Origin of the sequence: Ralstonia psammae, from assembly GCF_958405935.1 — a bacterium.
Lineage (GTDB): Bacteria > Pseudomonadota > Gammaproteobacteria > Burkholderiales > Burkholderiaceae > Ralstonia > Ralstonia psammae.
This window is the reverse complement of record NZ_CATZBU010000008.1, coordinates 121,875-138,396: the sequence shown is the minus strand read 5'-3', so window position 1 is coordinate 138,396 and position 16,522 is coordinate 121,875. Positions and strand designations below refer to the sequence as shown.

The window sequence follows — 16,522 nt, the reverse complement described above, 5'->3', positions numbered from 1 at the left end:
CGCAATGCCAGTTGATCTGCCTCAATGGGACGAGCCCAACGCTCGATAGACTTGTCAGCCATCCGCTGCCCTTCTGGTGTGCAGTCGAAGGTCACGGCACCTTGTGCAGGATCAACCTCTGACACCGGCCCGTTCTTATAGTGAAAACGTACGCGCATCGGAGTTCAGCATGAGGGTCGACGAGATTTGTTCCCACCGCATCGTCCACGTCCAGGCAACGGCAACGTTGCAGCAAGCCGCCCGGTTGATGCGGGATGAAGGTGCCCGGGCGTTGCTTGTCACGGAATTCACCCCGGGGGGGACGCGGGTGGTGGGCATCGTGACAGACCGGGACATGGTGGTGCACGGCATCGCCAGCTGCGACGATTGCACCCAGACCGCCGTATCGGAAGTCATGACGCGCGGTCTTCTGACCATCCACGATGACGCCGTGATCAGTGAAGCCTTGCGCTCGATGCTGAGCCACGGCCTGCACCGTCTGGCAGTGGTCGATCGTCAGCAACGGCTGGTGGGCATGCTCAGTCTGGACGACGCCATCCGCGCGATAGGCGGCGAATGGACCTTGCTGGCCGGCATTCTCGGCCGCGACAACGCTGGAAAATCACACCAGCATGCGCCGTCCGATTTGATTCTCTAATTCTTGACCCAACCCTTTAGGAGTATTGCCGTGTTGACCAATGTTGGAACCGCGGACCGCGCCGTCCGCATCTTGATTGGCATCGCCATGATTTTGCTTGCGGTTTTTGGCAAGGTCCCCGCGTGGGTTGGCTGGTTGGGGCTGATTCCTCTGGCGACGGGCCTGATCCGCATGTGCCCGCTCTATTGGGTGCTGGGCATTGGCCGGGATTGACTAGGCGACAAACCACAACAGCGCCCAGCTGAACAGAAGCATGGTCAGCAGACCGGTGATGACCCTGCCGGCAAAAGCGCGGCCTCCGCTGATGGCCACAACGACCTTTGAAAACGTGTTGGCTGTCAGCGCAAGCATCACCAACGTGCCCGCTGTAGACGGCTGCAGCGTGTGGCCGGCAACCTGCGTTGCGATGGAGGCCGTCGCGGCATGCACATCGGCAAATGCACCAAACACGGTGACAGCCACCACCGCGGCTGTCCCAAACCATGTTCGAGCGGCGGCCGCAGCAAGCAGCAAGGCCGCCGTCCAAAGGGCAAAACCAATCGCGACGCGCCAGTTGATGGACGACCCCGAGTTCTCGGGCGCCTCCTGACGGGGCTCGCTGTCACGCCATATCCATAGAGCGGACCATGCCACGGTCGTCATCATGCCCACTGCCAGCGGGCCGGCCAGCAAGCGCAGCAAGTCGATGTTGATAGCGGCAATCAGCAACGCCATCTGCACCAGCGTAGCGACGTTGGACAGCAGCGCCGCGGCAACCGCACCGCCAACGAGGCGATGATCTTTTCGGACGTGCGCGGCCATGACCGTGATCGTGGCCACACTCGATGCGAAGCCGCTGAACAGGCCGGCCAGCGGCAAGCCGAGGTGCGCTCCAAACCATCGCGCCGCAAAATGGCCCGTGTTGCCGGTGAGCATGACAAGCAGCACAACCAGCCACAGCGTATGCGGGTTCCAGGCGTTCAGCAGCCCCATGTGCCGGTCGGGAACCGCCGGCCAGATCAGCAATGCTGCTACGGCAAGGATCAACAGATCGGCGAGTTCCCGCTGGGTGATGACCGTGCGGGCAAAGCGATGCAAACCCGCTTTGGCATAGAGCAGAACAAGGAGCACCGTACCGAGGGCCGCCGTCATTTCGGGCTCGCTCACGGCGTAGGCGCCTAACAGCGTGGTCGCAACGAGTGCGAGTTCCGTCGTCACGCCAGGGTCAAGGTTGGCGGAATGGTGATAACCCAGGGCCGCCAAAACCGCGACCGTCAGCAACACCGCGGGCACGGCAAACGGTATGGGCACGCTTGCCGCAATGGCACCGGCCAGCGCCCCAATCGCAAACGTTCGCATGCCCGCCGGCAGCTCCACGCTGTCGGCATGACTACGCTCGCGCTCGAGGCCGATCGCCAGCCCCACGCCCAAGGCAACCGAGAAGGACAGCAGTGAAGACATTCAGTGGATACGGATGGCCGTTGCATTGCACCCATTCAGTATTGCGCGCGGCAACGCCTCCCGATTGATCTGGCGCAGTCGATGGTCGACTGCAGGGACGTCGTTCCGCAGCACGCATCCATACTGACAGGACACGCCACACTCGGAGACTGCGATGTCCGAATCGATGCAGGCCATGGTGATGGAAGGGGCCGGAAAGCCATTGGTCTGGCGTGAAGTGCCTACGCCAACGCCTGGGCCGGGTGAGGTCCGGATCGCGGTGTCCGTGTGTGGTGTCTGCCGTACCGACCTCCATATCGTGGACGGCGAACTGACCGCCCCGAAACCCGCCCTCATTCCCGGTCATGAAATCGTCGGCATCGTCGAGTCGTGCGGCGAAGGCGTAACAACGCCCTCCCCAGGCGAGCGCGTGGGCGTGCCGTGGCTCGGCTGGACATGCGGAGTCTGCCCGTACTGCCTGCAAGGGCGCGAAAACCTGTGCGATCACCCGGCCTTCACCGGATACACGCGCGATGGTGGGTATGCGCAATACGTCGTCTGCGACGCGCGGTACTGCCTGCCGATTCCCGCACGGTACGACGATGCACACGCCGCGCCGCTGCTCTGTGCCGGCCTGATCGGCTACCGCACGCTGCGCATGGCCGGCGATGCGCACCGGATCGGCATTTACGGCTTTGGCGCTGCGGCCCACCTCATCACACAAATTGCCGTGGCAGAGCAGCGCGAAATCTTTGCCTTCACCCGGCCACGCGACACGGCGGCTCAACAACTTGCGCTGGACACCGGCGCCAAATGGGCAGGCGCCAGCGACACCCCCGCACCGGAACCGCTCGACGCCGCGTTGATCTTCGCACCCATTGGCGCGCTCGTGCCCCAAGCGCTACAGGCCGTGGTCAAGGGCGGCACGGTGGTCTGCGGCGGCATTCACATGAGCGAGATCCCCGCGTTTGCGTATCGGTTGCTGTGGGAAGAACGCAAGCTTGTATCCGTCGCGAACCTGACGCGGGCGGACGGACTCGCGCTCATGCGCATCGCAGCGGAAATCCCCTTGCGGGTTCGTGTCACGCCCTATCGGTTGCAAGACGCCAACATCGCCTTGGAAGACCTCCGCGCCGGGCGGCTAGCCGGCGCTGCCGTCCTGCAGGTGTCTTAGAAAGACATTTGACACGTATCAACCGCCCCCGCGCCACGCTGGCTACGCTGATTACACGCGGTGCCTTACTGCGCAACGCCTTGGAGACCACCATGTATCAGCGAATCCTGCTTGCCACCGACGGCAGCCACGCCTCCTACCTCGCGCTGCACCAAGCCATTGTGGTCAGCAAGGCAACGGGCGCGGAAGTCGAAGCCCTATTCGTTGCCGATAGCAGCGACATCACCTTCGACATGGTCGGAACTGATTCGATTGCCTACGCCAAGCAGGTGGTCGACTACGGCCGCGATACGCTGGCCGAGGTATCAAAGAAGCTGGACGCCGCGGGCATCAAGCATTCGACCAAGCTGCTCGAAAGATCCATTGCGCCGGGGCAGATTTCCGCAACGATTGTCGCGGAAGCCAACGAGACCGCAACGGACCTGATCGTGCTCGGCACGCATGGCCGGCGTGGGCTCAAGCATCTGGTGCTGGGCAGCGTGGCCGAAGGCGTGGTGCGCAAGACCAACAAGCCGGTGCTGATGGTGCGTAGCGAGGTCGATGAGTAAGAGGGAAGAGGTACTCGGAAGCACAGCCGCTCTGATCGTCTGCTTCGGAGGGCGCTCACCTGCGTGCCACGTGTGAGCCCGTCGTCTAGCCGATTGTGGGTTCGAACGCACCCGAAGCGCACTCGACGTTTCCGCACTCATCCAACCAGCCGATGGTGCTGTCCCACCCGGCACCGCTGGCCATGGTGATGCGTTTTGACGACAGTGTTGCCGTGCTGAACCTATGCATCTGGGCCAGCACCGAGCCCTTCTGGGGCATGCGCTGGACGCTCCGCGGGCCAAGTCCGCGCCACCCTTGCAGATGCCGGCTGCGCTGTGCCCACGCGGCTTCGCGAGCTGCATGTCGTGCGTGGCGCCGCCCATAAAACCGATGAAGAACGTGACCGTCAAGGCCGCGAAACCGCCCAGACCCTGGCCGGATGAGGGTCGGGATTCTCTTGTGCATTCGCAAGCGCATTGCATAGACTCACCTCTCAAGGCATCCCTATAGGCAAATGCATCATGTGTCGCTGGCTGGCGTATTCAGGCAATCCCATTCAGATGGAGACCGTACTGTTCCGGCCGCGGCACTCGTTGATCGACCAGAGTCTGCGCTCCCGCCTTGGCGGCGAGACGACCACCAACGGCGACGGCTTCGGCATCGGCTGGTATGGCCGCTACTCTGAAGTGCCCTTCCGATACCGCTGCCTGCACCCCGCATGGAACGACACCAACCTGCGTGAAGCCGCCCGCGCCATCCGCTCGTCGATGTTCATTGCCCATGTGCGCGCGGCAACGGACACCCCCGCCCAGGAGACCAACTGCCATCCGTTCCGCTACGGCCGGTGGCTTTTTGCGCACAACGGGCTGATCCGTGAATATCCGCTCCTGCGCCGCGCGCTGATGATGGAAGTGGCGCCCGAGCTGTTTCGCTGGATCGAGGGTTCGACCGATTCCGAGATCATGTTTTTCCTGGCGCTCTCGTTCGGGCTGGACCGCGACCCGCGCGGCGCCCTGGAACAGATGGTCGGGCTGATCGAAGACATCGGCCGCCGCCACGGCGTCGAATACCCATTGAACATGACGGTCTGTGCGACGGACGGCATCCAGATCGTGGCAGCACGCTATTCCAGCGAGGGCGAATCGCGCTCCCTTTTCCACAGCACGTCTTTCAAGCACCTGCATCAGCTCTATCCTGACACCGCCGCGATTGACGATGCAGGGGATGACGCCTTCCTTGTGCTGTCCGAGCCCCTTGTGGACCTGCCTGGTGCTTGGGCGGAGATCCCTGAAGAGACCGTCGTGATCGTCAAGGGCGGCGTGGTCGAGCACCACCGGTTTGTGCCGCGCAAGCCCGGCCCCACGGGCTTTGACCTGCCGGCCAACCAGGCCTCTTACGGGCGCGAGGCGGGCTGACCGCGCTCCGGCCGGGGTGATATACGCATCACCCCACTCTTTCTACCCGTACGCTGAAACCTCCTGACAAAACGCTGTCAGGAGCCCTGCGTTACGCTCGCGGCCGCGACTCGTTTCGTAAGCGAACCGGATCTTGATAATCCGCTACAGTTTACGGCTCGAATTCTGATTGCCGGCGCGGCTGCAAATCGTTCGTCCGCGCCGGCGTCCCCCCACCCTCCAAGGAACGCCCTCAATGTCCTCCGGTGTCATTCGCTTGCGCGGAGCCCGTCAGCACAATCTCAAGAACCTCGATCTGGACCTGCGTACGGGTGAAATGACCGTCGTGACCGGCCCGTCGGGGTCCGGCAAGTCAAGCCTCGTTTTCGACACGCTCTACGCCGAAGGCCAGCGCCGCTACGTCGAGACGTTCAGCGCCTACGCCCGCCAGTTCCTGGACCGCATGGACCGGCCGCAGGTCGAGCACGTTGAAGGCGTGCCGCCGGCCATCGCGATCGACCAGACCAACCCGGTGCGCAGTTCGCGCTCGACGGTCGGCACGATGACGGAACTGAACGATCACCTGAAGCTGCTGTTTGCGCGCGCCGCACAGCTGTTCGACCGCGACACCGCGCTGCCGGTGCGGCACGACACGCCGGAAACCATCTACGACGAGCTGCTCTCGCGCACGAGCGAGGGCGATCCGCGCCTCGTGGTGACGTTTCCCGTGGAGCTGCCGGCCAATACGAGCCCGGAAGAAGTCACGCAGTGGCTGTCGGTCAGCGGCTATACGCGCGTGCAGGCCGAACGCGTGGTCGAGTCTTCCACGGGCAAGCGCAAGCTGCTCGATGTGGTGGCCGATCGCTTCCGCCTGCAGGGCACCGAGCGTGCCCGCGCGCTGGAGGCCATCGAGTCGTCGCTCAAGCGCGGCGGCGGGCGCGTCAGCGTGTACGTGTTGCCGGCCGATGAAGCGGCGGAGCCCATCATCTGGCGCTTTTCCACGGGCCTGCACTGTCCGGAAAGCGATCTGCGCTATGCCGACCCGCAACCGGCGCTGTTCTCGTTCAATTCCGCTTACGGCGCGTGCGATGCGTGCCGCGGCTTCGGCCGTGTGATTGGGGTCGATCTGGGGCTGGTGATTCCGGACGAGCGCAAGACCCTGCGCGACGGCGCCATCAAACCGATGCAGACCCCAGCCTGGAAGGAGTGCCAGGACGATCTGATGCGCTACGCCGCCGCTGCCGATATCCCGCGCGGCACGCCGTGGGCAGAGATGACCGAAGCGCAGCGCAACTGGGTCATCAATGGGGACCCGGCCTTCAAGCGTGGCGGCTGGAACAAGCAGTGGTACGGCGTACGCCGCTTCTTCGACTACCTGGAGTCGAAGGCGTACAAGATGCACATCCGCGTGCTGCTCTCCAAGTACCGCAGCTACACGACCTGCGAAACCTGCGGCGGCGCGCGACTGAAAACCGAGTCGATGCAATGGCGTCTGGGCACCAAGGAAAACGCCGATGCCGTGCTCGCGCCCGAACACCGCTTCATGCCGCGCGGCGTGACCTGGAGCCGTGCCCAACTCGAAGCCCTGCCTGGCCTGACCGTGCACGACGTGATGCTGCTGCCCATCGAGCGCATCCGCCGTTTCTTCGATGAACTGACGCTGCCTTCGGTGCTGCTCGACGATGCGCTCAAGCTGCTGCTGGACGAGGTGCGCACGCGCCTGGCCTATCTGTGCGACGTCGGCATCGGCTATCTGACGCTCGACCGCCAGAGCCGCACGCTGTCCGGCGGCGAAGTGCAGCGGATCAACCTGACGACGGCACTCGGCACGTCGCTGGTCAACACACTGTTCGTGCTGGACGAACCCAGTATCGGCCTGCACCCGCGCGATCTCGATCGCATTGTCCAAGCCATGCAACGCCTGCGCGACGCGGGCAACACGCTGGTGGTGGTCGAGCATGACCCGTCCGTGATGCTGGCTGCCGACCGCCTGATCGACATGGGGCCCGGCCCCGGCGAGCGTGGCGGCAACATCGTCTTCGACGGCACTCCGGCGCAGATCCGCCATGCCGATACGCTCACGGGTGTGTATCTTTCTGGACTGCGCCGCGTGGCCGATGCGACCGACTGGCAAGCACGTCCTGTCAACGACGCTACGCCACGCCTGGTGCTCGAAGGCGCGGCTGAACACAACCTGCGCGATGTCACGGTCGAGATTCCGCTGCAGCGCCTGGTATGCGTGACCGGCGTGTCCGGCTCGGGCAAATCGACATTGATCCAGGACGTGCTCCACCCGGCCCTGGCGCGCCACTTTGGCAAGGCAACGGAATCGCCCGGTGCATTCCGTGCCCTGCGCGGCGCAGACCAGATCAGCGACGTGGTGTTCGTCGACCAATCCCCCATCGGCAAGACCGCGCGTTCGAACCCGGCCAGCTACGTTGGCGCGTTCGATGAAATCCGCAAGCTGTTTGCCAAGGCCCCGATGGCTTTGCAGCGCGGCTACACGGCCGGTACGTTCAGCTTCAACTCTGGCGATGGCCGCTGCCCGACCTGCGGCGGCTCGGGCTTCGAGCACGTCGAGATGCAGTTCCTCTCCGACATCTACCTGCGCTGCCCCGATTGCGACGGCATGCGCTATCGCGCTGAAATCCTGGAAGTGAAGCTGCCCCGCGCCGGCCGCGCACTGTCCGTGGCCGATGTGCTGGAGCTGACGGTAAGCGAAGCCGCCACCGTGTTCGCCGATGACGCCGACGTGCTGCGCGTGCTGCAACCGATTGTCGACGTGGGCCTGGAGTACGTGAAGCTTGGCCAGCCGGTGCCGACGCTCTCCGGCGGCGAGGCGCAACGCCTGAAGCTGGCGGGCTTCCTGGCCGAAGCGGCACAGGCCGCCCAGGCGGCCGCTCGCAAGCGCGTCAAGCAGGATGCGCCAGCCAACGCCGGCCGCTTGTTCATGTTCGACGAGCCGACCACGGGCCTGCACTTTGACGACATCGCCAAGCTGATGCGAGCGTTCGGCAAGTTGCTCGACGCCGGGCATTCGCTGATCGTGATCGAGCACAACCTCGACGTGGTGCGCGCAGCGGATTGGATCATCGACCTCGGCCCCGAGGGCGGCGACGCCGGCGGCCTGCTGGTGTGCGCCGGCACGCCCGCGCAGGTCAAGGGCTGCGCTGCATCGCATACCGGCGTGGCGCTCAAACAATACGAAGCCAACATCGGCCAGCCAGAGGCCAGCGAGGGCGTACCGCTGCAAACGGCATTGGCCGAGCGCCGTGCCAAGCGCGCTGCGCTGGTGGAAGTTCAAGGCGAGAACGTGGTGCGCATCGTCCATGCGCACGAGCACAACCTCAAGGGCCTGAGCGTCGACATTCCGCACGGCAAGTTCAACGTGGTGACGGGCGTGTCGGGTTCGGGCAAGTCGACGCTGGCGTTCGACATCCTCTTCCACGAGGGGCAGCGCCGCTATCTTGAGTCGCTCAATGCGTATGCGCGTTCCATCGTGCAGCCTGCTGGGCGGCCGGAAGTCGATGCCGTGTACGGCATTCCGCCTACGGTGGCCATCGAGCAGCGCTTGTCGCGCGGCGGCCGCAAGAGCACGGTGGCGACAACATCCGAGGTGTGGCACTTCCTGCGCCTGCTGTATGTGAAGCTGGGCGTGCAGCACTGCATCCACGACGGCACGCCGGTGTCGGCGCAAAGCCCGGAGGCGATCTTTGCCCAGCTTATGCGCGACCATCGCGGCCAGCATATCGGCCTGCTCGCGCCGCTGGTCGTGAACCGCAAGGGCGTCTATACCGACCTTGCCAAATGGGCCAAGGCGCGCGGCTATACGCATCTGCGCGTCGACGGCGAATTCCTGAGCGTCGACCCATGGCCGCGCCTGGACCGCTTCCGCGAGCACACGCTGGAACTGCCCGTGGGCGACACCGTTGTGTCTCCGGAAAACGAAGCCGCGCTGCGTGCGTTGCTGGAGCAGGCGCTGGAATACGGCAAAGGCATCATGCACGTGCTCGCGCCCCTGGATGGACTGCAACACGCCATGAGCAACGGCGGCACAGCACACGTCGGCAACGTGAAGGTCTTTTCGACCAAGCGCGCGTGCTCGACCTGCGGCACCAGCTACCCCGAGCTGGACCCGCGCATGTTCTCGTACAACAGCAAGCACGGCTGGTGTCCGAGCTGCGTCGGTACCGGTCTGGCGCTCACGCGCGAACAGCGTGCCGCGTTTGATGACACTGTGCTCGGCGGTGACGATCGAGGCCGCGAACAGACGCTGCCGTCAGAGGAGGTCGACCCAGACGGCATGACCGACCTGCCCTGCCCGGATTGCCAAGGCACGCGCCTGAACCCGACGGCCCGCGCAGTGACCTTTGCCGCCAAACCCATCGTCGACATCGCGCAGTGGACGGTCAGCCAGACCCGCCGCTGGGTCGAAGGCCTGGACCTGACCGGGCGCGACGCCGACATCGCCCGCGACGTGGTGGCCGAGATTCATAGCCGCCTGTCGTTCCTGGAAGAGGTCGGCCTGGGCTACCTGAGCCTGGACCGCGCCGCGCCCAGCCTGTCGGGCGGTGAAGCGCAGCGTATTCGCCTGGCTGCGCAACTCGGCAGCAACCTGCAAGGCGTCTGCTACGTGCTGGATGAGCCGACCATCGGCCTGCATCCGCGCGACAACCAGATCCTGCTCGACGCGCTGCGCAAGCTGGGCGACAAGGGCAACACGCTGGTGGTGGTCGAGCACGATGAAGACACCATCCGCCGAGCAGACCACATCATCGACATCGGCCCTGGCGCCGGCAAGCGCGGCGGCACGCTCGTCGCGCAAGGCGGTGTGCAGGATCTGGCTGCGCAGCCGGATTCGCTTACGGGCCGGTTCCTGTCGCAGCCAATCGAGCATCCGCTGCAGCCGCGCCGCGAGGTGGTCGCACCGCGCGCTGGCGCACGGGCTGTGCCCGAGCAATGGCTGACGGTGCATGGCGCCAAGCTGCACAACCTGCGTAACGTCACGGCGACGATGCCGCTGTCGCGTCTGGTTGCGATTACGGGTGTATCGGGCTCGGGCAAATCCACGCTGGCGCGCGATGTGTTGATGACAAACCTGCTCGATGCAGTCGGCCGTTCGGTGCTGTCTTCGCCGGCAACGCGCCGCGCACGCAAGGCCGCGCAGGCGGAGGTGCCTGACGCCAAGGTGCGTGCCAAGTTCGACGTCAAACACGACTGGCACGGCTGCGACAGCGTGACCGGCTGGGAAGCCATCGACCGCGTGCTGGAAGTCGACCAGACCCCGATCGGCAAGACGCCGCGCTCATGCCCCGCCACGTATATCGGCGTGTGGGACACCATCCGCAAGCTTTTTGCCGACACGCTCGAAGCCCGCGCGCGCGGCTATACCGCTTCGCGCTTCTCGTTCAACACCGGTGACGGCCGGTGCCCTGCCTGTGAAGGCCAGGGTGTGCGCACCATCGCCATGAGCTTCCTGCCCGACGTGAAGGTCGGCTGCGACGTCTGCCACGGCCAGCGTTTCAATGCGGAAACGCTCGCCGTCACCTGGCGCGGCAGGAACATCGGCGATGTGCTCACCATGGAAATCGACGAAGCGGTCGAGTTTTTCGGCGCAATGAACAGCATCGCCCACCCGCTCCAGTTGATGAAGGACGTGGGCCTGGGTTACCTGACGCTGGGCCAGCCCTCGCCCACGCTGTCCGGCGGCGAGGCGCAGCGCATCAAGCTCGTCACCGAATTGTCGAAGGTGCGCGATGACGTGACGCGCCGCGGCCAGAAGGCGCCGCACACGCTGTACGTGCTGGACGAGCCGACCGTGGGCCTGCACATGGCCGACGTGGCCAAGCTGATTCGCGTGCTGCATCGCCTGGCGGACGGCGGCCACAGCGTGATCGTGATCGAGCACGACCTCGACGTGATTGCCGAGGCAGACTGGGTTCTCGATCTCGGCCCCGAAGGCGGCGATGAGGGCGGCACGATCGTCGCGGCTTGCGGGCCCGAGGCGTTGACGCGCGTGCCGGCCAGCCATACCGGGGCCGCGTTGGTGCCGGTGCTGGCGCGCGGCAAGCTGGTCGATCCGAGCAAGGAAGGCGAAACGGTTTAGGGGTGGCGCGCGACGGTCTTCGCCCCCGGTGGAGGCCGTCCGCGCTGTGCGCCGCTTCGTGTGGCACCGGCAATTCTTTCGCTTTCCTGAGCAAACCCGGAAAAAAGCCTGCCCGAGCAGGGTTTGCCCTAAAGAAGTGCGCTGCGCTGCCGTCACATTGTGAAGATTGTGAAGAAAGCGTTTGCGCGCGCCCGACCATGGCTACCTCGTCCACGAGCAACAACTATGTTCCGCCGATCTCGATTCCGGGCATCGGTACGAATATTGACGTCAACACCCTTGTCACGAAGCTGATGCAGGCGGAAAGCAAGGGCATGACGCTGCGGCAGACGCAGCAGAAGACCTTTCAGACGCAGCTGTCGGCGGTCGGGTCGCTCAAAAGCGCGCTGGCAACCTTCCAGACGGCGATGGCGGCGCTGAACAACCCGGACACATTCACCGGCAACAAGGCCAGCGGGCACGACACGTCGATCCTCACGGCTACGCTGTCCAACACGGCGCCGGCGGGCTCGTATCAGGTCAACGTGACGCAGCTTGCACAGGCGCAGGTGCTGTCAGCCACCGGGCAGGCGTCCAGCAAGACGCCCATCGGCGGCGGCACGCCCACCACCCTCACCTTTTCATTCGGTAGCGTCTCCGGCGGCAGCTTTGCCGACGGCAAATACACCGGCGCCACCTTCACGCAGAACGGCAACCAGGCCGGCGGCTCGGTCACCATCGATCCGTCAAACAACACGCTCGCAGGCATCCGCGACGCCATCAACAGCGCCAACCTGGGCGTCTCGGCCAGCATCGTCAACGACGGCAGCAGTTCGCCCTACCGGCTGGTGCTGACGTCCACCGCGGGCGGCGCCAATTCGGAGATGAAAATTTCCGTATCGGGGGACCCTGCACTGCAATCCCTGCTGAGCCACGATCCGGCCGGCACGCAGAACATGAGCGAGGTCGCCACGGGCCGCAACGCGCTTGCCACCGTCAACGGCATCAGCGTGCAAAGCGCCACCAACACGCTGACGGACGTGGTGGACGGCACTTCGTTCACGCTGTCCAAGACGGGCAGCACGACAGTCACGGTCGGCAGCGACGCCGGCCAGGCCAGCCAGTCGGTGCTCAACTTTGTCAAGGCGTACAACGCGCTGCGCATCCAGCTCAACGCACTGACCAAGTTCGACACCGCCAACGCAGCCAACAACGGCGCGCTGGCCGGCGATGTCAGCACCAAGGCGATGATCAACCAGCTGACCGACGTGCTGGGCCAGGGCATCGGCAACGGCGCGTTCCAATCGCTGGGCAGCATCGGCGTGACGATGGACAAGGAAGGCACGCTGTCGATCGACGACCCGAAACTGACCGCGGCCCTGAAGAAATCGCCCAGCCAGGTGGCGGCCCTGTTTGCCGGTACGGGCACGGCAACGGATGCGCTGCTGAAGGTCTCGTCGTTTTCAACGACCACGCAAGCCGGCAGCTATGCCATCAACGTCACCCAACTGGCTACCCAGGGGGCGCTCAAGGGCTCAGCGGCTGCCAACACCACTATCCAGAGCGGCGTGAACGACAGCCTGTCGGTCACGCTCAGCGGCATCACCACCAACATCAAGGTGCCGGCGGGCAGCTACACGGCGTCGAGCCTGGCCGCGCAGATCCAGAGCCAGATCAACGCATCGCCCGACCTGCAGAAAGCCAAGGTGGAAGTCGCCATTGGCGCCGATGCCAACGGCGTGCTGACGTTGACCGACAAGCAATACGGCTCGGTGTCGACGGTGTCTGTGTCGGGCAATGGCGCAACGTCGCTGCTTGGCGGTAGCCCCACGGCCACGGCCGGGCGCGATGTGCAAGGCACCATCAACGGCGCTGCCGCCACGGGTTCGGGCCAGAACCTGTACGGCGCCAGCGGCTCCGCAGCGGATGGCCTGACGGTGCAAGTGACCGGCGGTGCGTTGGGCGACCGCGGCACCGTCACCGTGCAGCGCGGCTACGCGGCGCAGCTGCACACCGTGTCGGGCAATCTGTTGTCCAGCAACGGCATGGTGCAGAACGCCACCGACGCCATCAACAGCTCGATCACCTCGCTCGGCAAACAGATCGACCTGATGCAAAAGCAGCTCGATGCCAAGCAGGCGCTGTATTACGCGCAGTTCAATGCGCTGTCGAAGGTGGTGGCCAGTATGACGAACACCAGTAATTACCTGACGACGCAGTTGGCGATATTGCAGAAGCAGCGGTCGGGGGGGTAACCGCTCTGCGCCGCAGAGTTTCGATCTACCGGCAAACCACCCTTGTGGCCTGCCCACCCTGTGCGATTGCCAAATCGTTGCCGTTGTCGTCTGTGCCAACGCCCATCGCGGTATAGGCATACACAGATTGGTACCGCGCGCCGTCGTAGCGGTAATAGGTCACGTAATGCTCACCCATGCTGACCCGTGCCGCCGTCATGAGATCCGGCATGCCATTGCACGTAGTTTTCAACACGCCGGACGGTCCATCATCGATGTCGAGTAGCGATTCAAGCTTGGCGTTTCTGATGCGATAGAGCCATTCGGGAGCGTTGACCTGATTACCGCTCATTGTGCATCCCGCGAAGACAAGCCTACCCTGCGCCCCCTGGCAGGTTTGTATGGACAACGACTCTGGGGCGCACGCGTCGACCATGTCTTTCTGAACTTTGGCACCCAGTAATGCGCGCACCTTGGTCGCCGCCACCTCGACGATTTTCGAAGTGCATAGACCGGGTCCACTCGGCCATTCCGGACGGGAATTCAGGTACAGAGGCGACAAGGCGGCAATCACTGCATCCAACTCGCGGTCCAGGCATTGCGTGTCATGACACCGGCCAATGACTTCGTTTTGCGCTGCGACTTTTGCACCGAGGTTCCATGGATCAGCCACCGCAGCAATCGACGCGTACTGCAGAAATCTCGCTTTAAACAACTTCTCCACCAGCGCGGGGGAATCACACGTTTCCGGTGGCAGCCCTTTTCGCGCATCCGCAACCTGCTTCAGAAGAGTGTCGTCCGGCTCGGGCGACCATTCACGAATATCCAGGCATGGCTTGAGCAGCAATGCTGTGCTCAGATAGCCGCCAGTGGCTTGTTCGCTGCGAGGCAGCGTCAATGGCCCGTCTGCAAACGCAGGAAACGCCGTAGCGAATGCATACGCCGCCAAAGCGTAGCGAAGCATCTCCAATCCGGATGCAGCCGTGTTACGCATGACTTGGGAACGTTCTCGAAGAATTTATTGATCAGTTTCTTGCGTTGCGCTTTCACCCAAAGGTTGGCGATTGCATCACCACGATTCTGAGTCGACTGCTCCAGCAGTATGCACGCTTAAGGCATCTTCCGATTACTCATCGCTGCACCTTGCGTGCAGAGTATCGTTGTTGATGTTTCCGCTTGGCTTGCGAAATGCGGGACTATATCGATCCATCCGAACACGAGGTCGTGATGGATGGTCCGTAATCGCAACCTGCGCGGTACCGTCTTGATAGAAGTGCACCTCAAAATAGTTCGCTTTCTCAGGCATCGGGCCTGTTAACAACACGGCTTGCTTACACCACGGACGGTCGCCGGTGCCATCACGTTGCCACCCGATATCGACCGATATTGGTAGTGGCACTCCCTGTGGAATCGGTGCGCAACAAGCCCCTCCACCGTAACTGTAAGCACGCGAGGACACTTCGATATTGCCCCCGCTGACACGGCCGACGGAGAAATTTGTAATGGCAGTGTGCGTATAGTTGTAGCCGATGATCGTCAGCCCTTTGGTAATCGTTGGGGTTCGTTCTCGCCCTGTGTAGAGCTGGACACCGTTAAGGCTCGGAGTTGCCGTGTTCTCCATACGGCGAATCATCTCGCGCTGCGCTTCTGTTGCATTCGGCATGGCATCCGCGATCGACGCTGCATGACTCGTTTTTTGATATGTCACGAAAGCGACTGAAACAAGTACCGCAATCACTAGGTGGATAAAGCTCTTGCGGGCATCTTCGGTGGCTCCTATTCTCTCTTTCAACCTGCACTCGAAATAACCGGTCAATTGCCGCACCTTGCTCGCTGAGTGTCGTTGTTGATGCTTCCGCTAGACCTTCGAAATGCGGAGCTATATCGATCCATCAGACCGCGAGATCGTGATAGGTATGACGCGTGCTCGCATCGAAGCTAATCTCGTACCAGCCCGGGCGGAACGCGCTCATTTCTCCTCCTTCGGAAGTACGGGTGGAGGCGGCAAACTATCGCCCCCCGGTGTGCTCGGAGATGAGTCCGCCGGAGCGGCGGGCGGCACCGCTTTGATGGTACGCATCTCAGCCTCCAACCGCGCCCGCCCTGCCGCCTGCGCTCGGGCGCGCTCTTCTTTCAACTGAGCCGCACGCCGGCTTGGCTCGAAATGAAAGTCGGCCGGCTTAACCGGATAGGGCGGCCCCGGATAGTCAGGATGCCCCGCCGCCTTGCTTGAAACAATGAGTCGAACCTCGCCGCCCGGCAGGAAATGCACGTGCAACGTGCCGGCTCCTACATACCTCTCAACGGGGACTACAGCCTCGTGCCAATGCGGCTTCGCGGCATCACTTTCCGCATTTGGGTCAGAACTGGAGGTTGTCCATTTCACCGTGGCCGTTAGGCCAGGGCGCCAATTTTTGGGGTACACGACGCAACAGACAAAACTTCCCCCGCCCCCGTAGGCAAACGAGTTGCCCGCCCAAGTGCCATCGACATAGAACTGATGGATGTAGTCGGGAGTGTGGTTGTACGAAGTGATGCTGGCCGCCACCTCGTCATCCGTTGGGGCCGGCTTCGAGGTGCAAGCCGTCAATGCGCAAAACGCCGTTAAGGCGATGGCCGCTGCGCCGAAGCATCTCCGGGTTTTCATTGTGTTTTCTTTGTGGACCGGTGGGATTGGGGGCCCGCTTCAGGCTGCACCGCGCGGCCCATCCGACAACAAACCCCTCCTATTGCTGCGGCTTTCCCCACAACGGATTCTTGCTATCCGATCCCAGCACCTGGGCGAGTACTTCTGCATCGCCGTCACGCGTAACTTGCGTGTTCTTGCGTGCACGGGCGACCTTGGCACGCTTGCCGTGCTTCTTTGCGTGCACGGCCCGCTTGATTCCGTTTTGCGCGGCATTGCCTGATGCCGGCTCGGTGGAGGTGTGCTGGGCGCAGATGCCTGTGGTCATCCAGGCGGAGGTCAGGAGGGCTATGGCGAGTTTGTATTGCAATTTCATGAGAGCGTGAAGTCTTGTTGAGAGAGAAGCACAACAGAGCCCAATTAAA

13 protein-coding genes are annotated in these 16,522 nt (G+C 63.5%); 7 read left to right on the top strand and 6 right to left on the bottom strand.

The genetic code is table 11. The annotated features are described in order from the left end of the window. Positions 1–169: 169 nt before the first annotated feature. Both R2N16_RS16905 and R2N16_RS16900 read left to right on the top strand, forming a co-directional pair. Positions 170–637 (top strand): CBS domain-containing protein, encoded by a 468-nt coding sequence (locus R2N16_RS16905; protein WP_316666918.1) that lies wholly within the window; start codon positions 170–172, stop codon positions 635–637. Between the two features lie 30 nt (positions 638–667). Next, positions 668–850, top strand: coding sequence for a YgaP family membrane protein (locus R2N16_RS16900; RefSeq protein WP_316666917.1), 183 nt, complete (start codon positions 668–670; stop codon positions 848–850). On the opposite strand, the gene R2N16_RS16895 is transcribed toward R2N16_RS16900, so the two are convergent. Next, complete coding sequence (locus R2N16_RS16895; RefSeq protein WP_316666916.1) at positions 851–2,077, bottom strand: MgtC/SapB family protein; 1,227 nt, start codon at positions 2,075–2,077, stop codon at positions 851–853. Positions 2,078–2,231: 154 nt separating this feature from the next. Here R2N16_RS16895 and R2N16_RS16890 point away from each other — a divergent pair, with 154 nt between their 5' ends. Both R2N16_RS16890 and R2N16_RS16885 read left to right on the top strand, forming a co-directional pair. Beyond that, complete coding sequence (locus tag R2N16_RS16890; protein WP_316666915.1) at positions 2,232–3,230, top strand: zinc-dependent alcohol dehydrogenase family protein; 999 nt, start codon at positions 2,232–2,234, stop codon at positions 3,228–3,230. 92 nt (positions 3,231–3,322) lie between these two features. Beyond that, positions 3,323–3,778, top strand: a complete 456-nt coding sequence (locus R2N16_RS16885; RefSeq protein WP_316666914.1) for a universal stress protein — start codon at positions 3,323–3,325, stop codon at positions 3,776–3,778. 85 nt (positions 3,779–3,863) lie between these two features. Here R2N16_RS16885 and R2N16_RS25525 read toward each other — a convergent pair whose 3' ends face one another. Beyond that, positions 3,864–4,037, bottom strand: coding sequence for a hypothetical protein (locus tag R2N16_RS25525; protein WP_428984137.1), 174 nt, complete (start codon positions 4,035–4,037; stop codon positions 3,864–3,866). A 242-nt stretch (positions 4,038–4,279) separates the two neighbouring features. Between R2N16_RS25525 and R2N16_RS16875 the strand changes: the two genes are divergently transcribed. The 3 genes from R2N16_RS16875 (at position 4,280) to fliD (ending at position 13,492) form a co-directional block, all read left to right on the top strand. Beyond that, positions 4,280–5,173 carry a class II glutamine amidotransferase gene (locus R2N16_RS16875; protein WP_316666913.1) on the top strand — a complete coding sequence of 298 codons (894 nt, stop codon included), beginning with the start codon at positions 4,280–4,282 and terminating at the stop codon, positions 5,171–5,173. Positions 5,174–5,408: 235 nt separating this feature from the next. Beyond that, positions 5,409–11,258 (top strand): excinuclease ABC subunit UvrA, encoded by a 5,850-nt coding sequence (uvrA, locus tag R2N16_RS16870; RefSeq protein ID WP_316666912.1) that lies wholly within the window; start codon positions 5,409–5,411, stop codon positions 11,256–11,258. A gap of 197 nt (positions 11,259–11,455) precedes the next feature. Further along, entirely contained in the window at positions 11,456–13,492 is a 2,037-nt protein-coding gene (fliD, locus tag R2N16_RS16865; RefSeq protein WP_316666910.1) for a flagellar filament capping protein FliD, read from the top strand. Between the two features lie 25 nt (positions 13,493–13,517). Here fliD and R2N16_RS16860 read toward each other — a convergent pair whose 3' ends face one another. From R2N16_RS16860 to R2N16_RS16845, 4 genes are all read right to left on the bottom strand, one after another. Continuing rightward, positions 13,518–14,435, bottom strand: a complete 918-nt coding sequence (locus R2N16_RS16860) for a hypothetical protein (RefSeq protein WP_316666908.1) — start codon at positions 14,433–14,435, stop codon at positions 13,518–13,520. Between the two features lie 162 nt (positions 14,436–14,597). Beyond that, complete coding sequence (locus R2N16_RS16855) at positions 14,598–15,287, bottom strand: DUF3304 domain-containing protein (RefSeq protein WP_316666907.1); 690 nt, start codon at positions 15,285–15,287, stop codon at positions 14,598–14,600. A gap of 153 nt (positions 15,288–15,440) precedes the next feature. Then, positions 15,441–16,118 carry a DUF3304 domain-containing protein gene (locus R2N16_RS16850; protein ID WP_316666906.1) on the bottom strand — a complete coding sequence of 226 codons (678 nt, stop codon included), beginning with the start codon at positions 16,116–16,118 and terminating at the stop codon, positions 15,441–15,443. Positions 16,119–16,197: 79 nt separating this feature from the next. Beyond that, positions 16,198–16,473: a hypothetical protein gene (locus tag R2N16_RS16845; protein WP_316666904.1), complete on the bottom strand. Its 276-nt coding sequence runs from the start codon at positions 16,471–16,473 to the stop codon at positions 16,198–16,200. Positions 16,474–16,522: the final 49 nt, after the last annotated feature.